The organism is Streptomyces sp. NPDC100445, assembly GCF_044759735.1.
Classification (GTDB): domain Bacteria; phylum Actinomycetota; class Actinomycetes; order Streptomycetales; family Streptomycetaceae; genus Streptomyces.
The window spans coordinates 329,730-340,014 of record NZ_JBIVZV010000011.1 but is presented as its reverse complement, the minus strand read 5'-3'; the positions used below and the strand labels follow the sequence as shown (position 1 = coordinate 340,014).

Genomic DNA, 10,285 nt, shown 5'->3' with positions numbered 1-10,285 from the left:
GTGGACCACGTGCGCGGCACGGTCCGTTTCCACGACGGCGTCCAGGCCATGAAGGCCCAGAAGGTCACCACCTTCCTGGAGCTGGGCCCGGACGGAGTCCTGACCGGGATGGTGGAGGAGGACTGTGTACCGTCCCTGCGCCGGGACGTGCCGGAGGACCGGGCCCTGATGCACACGGTGGGACGGCTGCACACCCGTGGTGCCGGGATCGACTGGGAGCAGGTCCTCGCCGGCACCGGCGCTCGCCGGGTGGCTCTGCCCACGTACGCCTTCCAGCACCGGCGGTTCTGGATCGAGGGCGACGGGCCGGCTGCTCCCGAGACGGTCACCGATCCGGTGGACGCGGCGTTCTGGGAGATCGTGGACAGCGGTGACGCGGACTCGCTGGCGCGGTCGCTGCACCTCGACACTGCGGCCCTGGACGGTGTGCTGCCCGCCTTGTCATCGTGGCGCCGCCGCCGTCGGGACCAGGCGCTGCTGGACGACTGGCGTTACCGGATCGCCTGGGAGCCCTTCGCGGACCTGCTCGCGCCGGATGACGCCGTCGCCGACGGCGGGTGGCTGATGCTGGTGCCCGCCGGACAGGCCGACGCGACGGCGGTGGCCACGAGTGCTGCGCTGACCGCCCGCGGCGGACGTGTCGTGCGGGTGGACGTGGACCTGGACGGTGAGGACCGGGAGGCCTTGGCGAAGCTCGTACGGGGCCGCCTCGACGCCGAGCCCGGCACACCGGCCGGGGTGGTGTCCCTGCTCGCGCTGGACGAGCGGCCGCATCCCGCCCACCCGACGCTGTCGCGGGGTACGGCCGCCACCGTCACGCTCGTGCAGGCTCTGGGCGACGCGGACGTCACCGCACCGCTGTGGTGCCTGACTTCGGGCGCCGTCGCGGTCCGTGCGGACGCGGAGGTGGTGAGCGCGGCACAGCCGATGATGTGGGGACTGGGCACCGTACTCGCCCTGGACCACCCGAAGACGTGGGGCGGGCTGGTCGACCTGGCCGCCGAGCCCGACGCCGCCGCGTGGGACCGGTTGGCCGCCGTGCTGTGCGGACAGCATGGCGAGGACCAGGTGGCGATCCGGGCCGACGGCGCGTACGGGCGTCGCCTGGTCCGCGCGGATTCCGCTGCCCCGGGCGACGGGACCGGGCCCGCCGAGGCCTGGACGCCGCGCGGCACGGTGCTCGTCACCGGTGGCACGGGCGGTGTCGGCGCGCACGTGGCGCGCTGGGCCGCCGCCCGGGGCGCGCGGCACCTGCTGCTGCTCAGCCGGCGGGGCCCGGACGCGGCGGGCGCGGCGCGGTTGGAGGCGGAACTGACCGCGCTGGGCGCCGGCGTCACCGTCGTGGCCTGCGACGTCACCGACCGGACGGCGCTCGCCGAGGTGATCGCGGGAGTGCCGTCGGACCGGCCGGTCACCGCCGTCTTCCACGCCGCCGGGGTCGCGCAGGAGCCGTGGAAGCTGGCCGACAGCACGGTGGCGGAGTTCGCCGAGGTCGGCCGGGCGAAGGTCGCCGGTGCCGTACACCTCGACGAACTCCTCGCCGACCGCACCCTCGACGCGTTCGTGGTGTTCTCCTCCGGGGCGGCCGTCTGGGGTGGTGCGGGGCAGAGCGGGTACGCCGCCGCCAACGCCTTCGTCGAGGGGCTGGCGCACCGCAGGCGTGCCGGCGGGCGTCCGGCGACCGCCGTGGCCTGGGGTGCCTGGGCCGGTGGTGGCATGGTCGACGACTCCGTGGCCGAGGAGTTCGCGGAGGTGGGCGTGGAGCTGATGCGGCCCGAGCTGGCCGTCGAGGCGCTGGGCCGCGCCATGGCGAGCGGCGAGGGGCATGCCGTGGTGGCGGGCATCGACTGGACACGGTTCGCGCCGTCCTACACGGTCGCCAGGGCACGTCCGCTGCTGCGGGCCCTGCCCGAGGCCGACGCCCCGGAGCGGGCGACCGACGCGGGCGCCGAGCGGGTGGGGGACGACGGTACGGCGCTGCGGTCGCGGCTGCTGCCCCTGTCGCCGTCGGAACGGCAGGCGGCGCTGACCGGCCTGGTGCTGGCGGAGGCGGCGCAGGTGCTGGGGCACGCCACGGGCTCCGGCGTCGTCGAGGACGGGGTCGCCCTCCTCGACATCGGGTTCGACTCGCTGACCGGCCTGGAGCTGCGCAACCGGCTGAACCGGGTGTCGGGACTGGAACTGGCGCCGGGGCTGATCTTCGACTTCCCGACCGCCGGCATGATCGCCGAGCTGATGCGGGACACCCTGGAGCCCGGTCTGACGATCACCCCGGAGGCGGTGACGGAGGAGTTCGGCAAGCTGGAGCTCGCGCTGACCCCGGCGCTGCACGACGGCGCGGCGCGTGCGCGGGCCGTCTCGCGGCTGCGCGAACTGCTGTCCGAGTGGGACCGCCCGGAAGAGGGAGAGTAGCCGGATGTTCGAGGTCGAGACCTACCTGCGGCGCCTGGGGTTCACCGAGGTGCCCGAGCCCGACGCCGAGACACTGCGTGTGCTGCACAAGAACCACATGATGGCGCTGGCCTACGACAGCAGCGACTTCATCAAGAGCTTCACGGGGTTCCGCAACGTCGTCGACATCGACGTCGACGCGGCGTTCCGGGCGATCGTCACCGGTGGCGCGGGAGGCGTGTGCCACGACCTGAGCGGCCTGTTCCGCCGGCTGCTGACGGAACTCGGCTACGACGTCTCGATCCTGGCCGCGTCCCAGCGCTGGCCCGACGGCCGGTTCGGGCCGGACTTCGAGCACACCTTCAACCGGGTGCGGCTCGACGGGGAGAGCTGGCTCGTCGACGTGGGCTTCGCCGGCCCGTCGTACCTGGAGCCGCTGCGGGTGACCGACGAGGTGCAGGAGCAGTACGGCTGCGCCTACCGGCTCCGGACGGACGGCACGTACCACGTGCTGGAGCGGAAGGCCGCGGCCGGGGACTGGCGGTCGGTGTACCGGTTCGAGCTGACGGACCGCGCCGTCTCCGACTGGGACAGTCCGCGGGACACCGCCGTCGAACGGATCGTCAAGGACTCGCTGTTCGCCGGGACCGTGCTGCGGGGTCGCGCCACCGGCAACGGGCAGGTCGTCCTCACCGGCAGGCGGCTGACGCGGGTCGAGGACGGACACGAAACGACCCGCATGCTGATCGACAAGGCCGAGTTCGACGCCGTGGTGAAGGACATCCTCGCCGGCTCGGGCAACGGCCGGGACGGGAGCGTACCGCGATGACGACGCGGACACCGGCCGGTGGCGCCGGGCCCCGGACGGCCGCCGCCGCCGACACGGACGTGGCCGTCGTCGGCTACGGCCCGGTCGGTCAGGTGCTGGCGATCCTCCTGGCCCGGCTCGGCCATCGGGTCACGGTCGTGGAACGCTGGCCGCGGCCCTACCCCATGCCGCGGGCGGTCGGCTTCGACGACGAGGCGGCCCGCATCCTCGCGGCCGCCGGCATCGGGCCGTTCCTCGACAAGTTCGGTGAGAACTCACGGGAGTACGCCTGGCGCAACGCGGCCGGTGAGACCCTGCTGCACATGGAGAGCGCCGAGCACGGCCACTGCGGCTGGCCGCAGGCGACGGCCATGTACCAGCCCGGCCTGGAGGCCACGCTCATCGAGCGCGGTACCGACTTCCCCGACCTGCGGGTGGTGCGCGGGCGCGAGGTCGTGGAACTCGACGACCGCGGCGACCTCGTCGAGGTGGTCTGCGAGGACGGCGACGAACGGGAACACAGCTTCACCGCGCGGTACGTCGTCGGGTGCGACGGCGCCAACAGCTTCGTCCGGGAGGCCATGGAGAGTCCCCTGACCGACCTCGGGTTCTTCTACGACTGGCTCATCTGCGACGTCGTCCTGGACGAGCCCCGCGACTTCCACCCCAACAACCTCCAGATCTGCGACCCGCAACGGCCCCGGACCGCCGTCTCGGCCGGCCCGGGGCACCGCCGGTACGAGTTCATGCGGCTGCCGGGCGAGACCTTGGAGGAGCTGGAGCGGGACGACACCCTCTGGCGCATGCTGGGCATGTTCTCCCTGCACCCCGAGAACGCCACCCTCGAACGGCACGCCGTCTACACCTTCCAGGCCCGCTGGGCGGCTCAGTGGCGCAAGGGCCGGCTGCTGATCGCCGGGGACGCCGCCCATCTCATGCCGCCCTTCGCCGGGCAGGGCATGTGTTCCGGTTTCCGGGACGCGGCCAACCTGTCGTGGAAACTCGACCTGGTGCTGCGCGGCCTCGCCGACGACTCCGTCCTCGACACCTACACCGTCGAACGCCGGGCCCACGTCCGCAACGCCGTCACCACGTCCGTGAAGCTCGGCAAGGTGATCTGCGTGACCGATCCGGCGGCCGCCGCCGACCGGGACGCCATCATGCTGGCCGGCCGCGACCGCGACGGCGGTGGCGCGCTGCCGATGTCGACCGCGATCCCGCTCACCGAGGGACTGCTCCACCGTGCCGGCGACGGCACGCCGCTGCCGCCCGCCGGCACCCTGTTCCCGCAGGCGCGGGTGGCGGGCGCCGACCGGGAGGGGCTGCTGGACGAGGTGGTCGGCCTCGGTTTCGTCCTGCTCACCGCCGCCGACCCGGCGACCGTGCTGGACGACCGGCGGCGGGCCTTCCTCGACGGCCTCGGCACGCGCTGTGCGCACGTCCTGCCCGCGGGCGCGCCACCGCACGCACCCGGTCACACGGCCGTGACCGACATCGAGGACCGGTATCTGCCCTACCTGGCGGACAGCGGTGCGACGGCCGTGCTGGTGCGCCCCGACTTCACCGTCTTCGGCGCGGCGCACGGACCGGAGGCGCTGGCCGCCCTCGTGGACGACCTGGCGCACCAGCTGGGGGCGCCGCCCCCGGCCGCCGGCTGACGCTCACCCACCTGACGAGCACGACGAGAGAGGACCACCGACCATGGGCGCACGCGAGGACATGTACGGCCTGTTCACGAGTGTCAACGAGATCAACCTGACGGACGACCAGGGCGGCCAGCAGGCCAAGGAGGGCGTGCACAAGAAGAACATCTCCACCAGCTACGACCTCCAGGCCCGGATGTCGAAGAAGGGCATCCTGTGGAACTGGGGCTACCACGACGACCAGGTGGCCAAGGAGATCAACGCCCGCATCCCCGGTTTCCTGGACTACGACACGGACGGCTTCTCGGAGGAGCTGTACTTCGCCGCGCTCCGGGAGGTGCCGATCGACCTGGACGACTACGCGGACCGGTTCGTCCTCGAGGTCGGTTGCGGACTGGGCGAGGGGCTGAACTTCCTGTCCCGCGTGGTCGACGCGAAGGACATGGTGGGCCTCGACCTGTCGCAGCAGGCCGTCAACCGGGCGAACGCCGCGCTGTCCCGCAAGGGGCTGCGCTACGTCCAGGGCGACGCGGAGAGCCTGCCGTTCGGGGACGGCGAGGTCGACGTCGTGGTGAACATCGAGAGCGCGCACAACTACCCGAGGCTGGAGGAGTTCCTCCGGGAGGTGGCGCGGGTCCTCAAGCCGGGGGGCTACTTCACGCACGTCGACCTCTACACCACGCAGCGGCACGCCTTTCTGACGGAGCTGCGGCGCAAGGACCTCGGCCTGGAGTGGGTGCTCGACCGTGACATCTCGCCCAAGGTCCGGGCCGCCATCCACCGGCGGCTGTCGCCCGACGGCTCCTTCCACAAGGCGCTGCGCGAGCAGCGGGTCGGCGCCGTCCAGCGTCACATGGCCAAGCGGGTCGGCCCGCAGGCCGTCGGCGGCGCCTTCGCCGGTTACACCGACAGCGGCTCCACCAAGCTGCTGAAGCGGATGGGAGTACTGCCGTCGCAGTTCATGCCGCCGGTGGACAGCTACCGGCACTACGTGGCGAAGAAGGTCTGAGCGCCGGACCGGTGAGCCCCGGCCGGTCCGACGGCCGGAGAACCGTGCGCGGATCCGAGCTGATAGCCAGCGGGACACCGTGCGCGTGGACATCATGAAGGTGACCGGCACACAGGCGCGGTGCAGCGGCATCCTGATCAACCACAGCTGGCACCTCACCACGAAGAGCGCTGCCCGGGGCGACGCCGGGGAGCATGACCGTAGGCCGCCGTCACGAGTCCTGGAGGATTGGGGGCCGGCGGCCGGTTCCCGTCGCGCCCGGCGGTGTGCACGGTCAGGCCCGACCAGCAGCAGGTGAACGAGATCGCCGTGCGGCGCTTCCGCTTCGTCCGGGGGAACGGAATCCAGGACCAGGGTGACTCCGGCGGCCCGATCATGGACGCCGGGGGAGTCGCCCACGCCATGACGATCACGGGCAACAGGGTGGACAGGGCGGTGGCCGTCTCCCTGCCGGACGCGGGTCCGCGGGCCCGGGTGACGAGCAGGCTCTGAAGTCCGGGCGGGCCCGCCGATACGGCCCCCGTCCCCCGCGGCGCGCTCCCGGGCGCGCGACGCGCCGGGGGCGGGGGCCGCGCGCTTCCCCCGCCCCGGCGCGAACGCCTCGGCAGGCCGCCGCGCAGTTGAGGACGGGTCAGCTCCGTCCTGTCCCGAAAAGATCCTCATCGCGGTGATGTGTGCCGTATCACGCCCCTGATGGGCGCCCAAGTTGTCTGAATCACAGCGGATATGTCCCTTTGGCTCCATGCTGGGGTGGGGACGCCGGCTCCCCGAGTGGAGCCCCCCGGCATGGGCACCCGCTTCCCAAGTGGCCCATGGCGCAAGCCTCGTGACCGTCCCCTCCCGTCCCCCGTTCCCCCCGGAAAGGTGCCCATCATGGCCGCTTACCTGTGCCCTCCCGCCGTGATACACGGCGAGCACGCCGTGAAGACCAGCCAGATCGTGGCGGAGGTGCGCGACCGGCACCCGCACGCGGCGTGGGCGCCGCGGATCGACGGCATCGCGGCCGGCACCGGCATCGAGACCCGCGGCTGGATGCTGCCGCTGGAGACCGCCGTCGCACCCGGCAAGGGCGGCGGCCTGCGTGACATCGGCGTCGGCCCCGCCCAACAGGCGCTGACCCGCGAGGGGTTCACCGAGCAGGACGTGAACCGGGTGATCGCCGCCCTGGAGGCGGCCCCCGCGCCGCAGACCGTCCAGGAACGCACCGCGCCCGCCTGGGAGGCCGTACGGTCCTACGGCGAGCGCGCGGCACGTGGAGCCCTCCAGATCGCCGGGCTGGACACCGCGGACGTCGACTGCCTGATCACCAGTCACTCCACCACCCCGGCACTGCCGGGCCTCGACATCGCCCTCGCCAACAGGCTCCCGCTGCGCGGCGACGCGATGCTGCTGCCGGCCACGCAGTGGGCCTGCGTCGCCGGGACCCGCTCCCTCGCCCTGGCCGCCGACCTCGTGGCCGCGGACCCCGACCGGGTCGTCCTGGTCGTCATCTCGGAGGCGCTGAGCACGACCTACCAGCCCGCGGACGACACCCTCGAATCCCTGATCGTCCGGCTGCTCTTCGCGGACACCGCGGTCGCCGCGGTGGTCACCGGCCGCCCGCGGCCCGAGTCGGTGCTGCGGCTGGACGCCGCCTGGCACCACACCCTGCCCGGCACCCAGGACCTGCACCGCCTGGACACCCGGGCGGACGGCACCCACTTCGTGATGGACCGGCGCGGGCCGCGCGCCGTACAGGAGACGGTCACCGCCATGTGGGAGTGGCTGCGCGTCCGCTACCAGGACGACCCCGACTCCTGGCACCCCGACGTGCTGCTCGCCCACCCCGGCGGCACCCGGGTGCTGGAGTACATGGAGCAGACGATGCCCGAGGCGTGGCCGTCGGGGCTGCTGAAGCACAGCCGGGAGAGCTACACCAGCGGCAACCGCGGAGGCGCCGCCGTGTTCGACATCCTGCGGCGGGCGCACGACGCCGGGCAGAAGCCGGGCAGCCGCGCCGTCCTGTACGCGGCGGCACCGGGCCTCACCGCCACCGCCCTCCAGGGGGAGTGGCTGTAGCACGGGCCCACCGCCGGCCGCGTCTCGCCCCGCGACCGCCTCACCTGGCGATCTCCGCCCAGATCACCTTGCCGGTGTCCGTCCACCGCACCCCCCACCGGGTGGTGAGCCGGTGCACGACGTGCAGGCCGCGCCCGCCGTCGTCGAGGAGACCGCCCCGGCTGAGCCGCGGCCTGCCGTTGCCGGTGTCACCCACCTCGCACAGCAGGCCGTGACCGGTCCTGATCAGCCGTACCGTGATGGGACCGGTGGCGAACCGGACCGCGTTCGTCACCAGCTCGTCGACCAGCAGCGGCACGTCGTGCCGGGTGTCCTCCCTGGCCCGCCAGCGGTGCAGCAGGGCGGAGACGTACGCGCGGGCGCGGGCGGGCGCGTCGTCGCGGGCCGGCAGCCGCCAGGTGACGGTGTCACCCTTGCGGTAGCCGAGCACGCGCGCGAGCAGCAGGGTGACGTCGTCGCGCCGGCCCGGGGGCGTCAGCGTGGCGACGACGTGCCGCGCGGCCCGCTCCAGGGCGTCCCAGGGGTGCACCGTGGACACGGCGTCCGCGAGCCTGCCGATCCCCTCGTCGATCGACAGGGCCGGATCCTCCACCAGGCCGTCGGTGTAGAGGGCGAGCAGGGAGCCCGGGGGCGTGTCGAACACGTGGACGCCGAACGGCTCGCGCAGCGCGAACTCGGCACCCAGACCCGGGTGGGGCCGGACCGCGAGCGGACCCGCCCGCCCGTCCGGCAGCACCAGCACCGGCGGGAGGTGGCCGGCGCTGGAGAGCGCCACCTGGTGGCTGACCGGGTCGTAGAGGGCGATGCAGCAGGTGGAGCCGAGGGCGCTGTAGCCGGCCGCCAGCCCGGACTCCGCGTCGTCCAGCAGGGTCACGGTCTCGTCCAGGTGCTCCAGCACCTCGTCGGGCGCCAGCCCCGCCGACAGCAGCGCGCGGGCCTCCATGCTCAGCTGGCCCATGGTCGCCGCGGCTCCCAGGCCGTGTCCGACGACGTCACCGACGACCAGCGCGGTACGGCCGTCCGGCAGCGGGAAACTGTTGACCCAGTCGCCGCCGACACCCGCGCTGTCCGGGGTGGCGGGGTGGTAGACACTGGCGATCTCGACGGTGCCGCCGCCGGTGCGGGGCAGCAGCCGGCGTTGGAGCGCCAGCACCTGCGTGTGCTCACGCTGGTGCTGACGGGCCAGGTCGACGTGGTGGGCGGTCCTGGCCACCAGCTCCTGGAGGTCCAGCAGCTCGCTGTCGCGGAACGGGTGGTCCACCCGCCGCCAGACCTCCGCCACGCCCAGCACGACGGGCGGGGTGCCGTCCAGGACCAGCGGTATGCACGCCACGCTCGCCGCCCGGTCACCGGGGACCAGGGCACGGATCACCCGCGGACTGCCGAGCACCCGCTCCACCGTCTCCCGGTCGGGTATGACGATCGCCTGCGGGGCGTCGTCACGGCGGACCGCCTGCGCCAGCAGGCGACTCGCGTCCCCCGGGAGGTCGTCGCCCGGCGTCACGTAACCCTCCGGCCATGCCCGGTCCGGCACCAGGGCCGCCCGGCGCAACCGGATGCGGCCCTGCGCCCGCTCGGTGACCCCCTCGCCCGTCCACACGGCGAAATCCAGGTCCACGGCGGCCACCTCCCCCCAGGCCAGCAGGGACTCCGCCAGCGACTGGGCGGTCTCACCGATGTCCAGCGAGGTGCCGATCGCGGTCTCGGCGGCGTACAGGTGCAGCCTCCTCGCCATGGCGATCACCGAGACGGTCAGCCCTTCCTGGGGCGCCGCGGCGGGCAGGATGCTCATCGAGACCACCAGCTCCGACCCGTCGCGCCGGCGCAGGCGCTGGATGCGGGCGACGTGCGCCTCCCCCAGCTCCAGGACCTGCCGCAGCCGCCGGGTCACCGTCGGCACGTCCCCCGGCGGCAGGAGGTCGACGAAGGAACTGCCGGCCTCGGCGTCCAGACCCGCGAACACGGGAGCGTCCAGGTTGCAGCGGGTGATCCTCAGCTCCCGGTCCAGGTTGACCACGCCGAGGATCTGGTCCTGCCGGTCGTCCGCCGGGCCGTCGGGCACCCGCGCGCGGACCGTCCGGTCGCCCTGCGCGCCGCCGGGCCCGGCGGCGGCTGACGCTCCGCCGCGCGGGATGTAGCGCCCCAGCGCCCCGCTGACCAGTTCGAACGGCGAGGAGGACGAGGAGGAGGGTGTGGAGTCCATGCGGCTCTCTCGGCAATCCCCGGCACAGCGCCGGGGCCGGTACTCGGACCCGTGCGGCGGGGCCCCGAGATCCCTCACCGCACACCCCATTGAATAACACCGGCGGCCGCTTCGCCCACACCGGCCCATACCCGGTGAACACCGACAGTGAGGAGGCACCGCGGCCGGCCGGC

General features: G+C 73.5%; 7 protein-coding genes. 6 read left to right on the top strand and 1 reads right to left on the bottom strand.

Annotation, left to right across the window (positions count from 1 at the left end; translation table 11 throughout):
* The 6 genes from ACIQVT_RS25950 to ACIQVT_RS25925 all read left to right on the top strand — a co-directional run.
* The coding region (locus ACIQVT_RS25950) for an SDR family NAD(P)-dependent oxidoreductase (RefSeq protein ID WP_403758647.1) at positions 1-2,412 on the top strand (2,412 nt) is incomplete at its 5' end.
* 4 nt (positions 2,413-2,416) lie between these two features.
* A complete protein-coding gene (locus ACIQVT_RS25945) occupies positions 2,417-3,220 on the top strand; it encodes an arylamine N-acetyltransferase (RefSeq protein ID WP_403758644.1) in 804 nt (267 codons plus the stop codon).
* Entirely contained in the window at positions 3,217-4,857 is a 1,641-nt protein-coding gene (locus ACIQVT_RS25940) for a bifunctional 3-(3-hydroxy-phenyl)propionate/3-hydroxycinnamic acid hydroxylase (RefSeq protein ID WP_403758641.1), read from the top strand. Before ACIQVT_RS25945 ends, ACIQVT_RS25940 begins: the two co-directional genes overlap by 4 nt.
* A gap of 43 nt (positions 4,858-4,900) precedes the next feature.
* Positions 4,901-5,851: a methyltransferase domain-containing protein gene (locus tag ACIQVT_RS25935; protein ID WP_403758638.1), complete on the top strand. Its 951-nt coding sequence runs from the start codon at positions 4,901-4,903 to the stop codon at positions 5,849-5,851.
* 264 nt (positions 5,852-6,115) lie between these two features.
* A complete protein-coding gene (locus tag ACIQVT_RS25930) occupies positions 6,116-6,343 on the top strand; it encodes a hypothetical protein (RefSeq protein ID WP_403758635.1) in 228 nt (75 codons plus the stop codon).
* A 381-nt stretch (positions 6,344-6,724) separates the two neighbouring features.
* Positions 6,725-7,909, top strand: coding sequence for a type III polyketide synthase (locus ACIQVT_RS25925; RefSeq protein WP_403758632.1), 1,185 nt, complete (start codon positions 6,725-6,727; stop codon positions 7,907-7,909).
* Between the two features lie 40 nt (positions 7,910-7,949).
* On the opposite strand, the gene ACIQVT_RS25920 is transcribed toward ACIQVT_RS25925, so the two are convergent.
* Entirely contained in the window at positions 7,950-10,112 is a 2,163-nt protein-coding gene (locus ACIQVT_RS25920) for a SpoIIE family protein phosphatase (protein ID WP_403758629.1), read from the bottom strand.
* Positions 10,113-10,285: the final 173 nt, after the last annotated feature.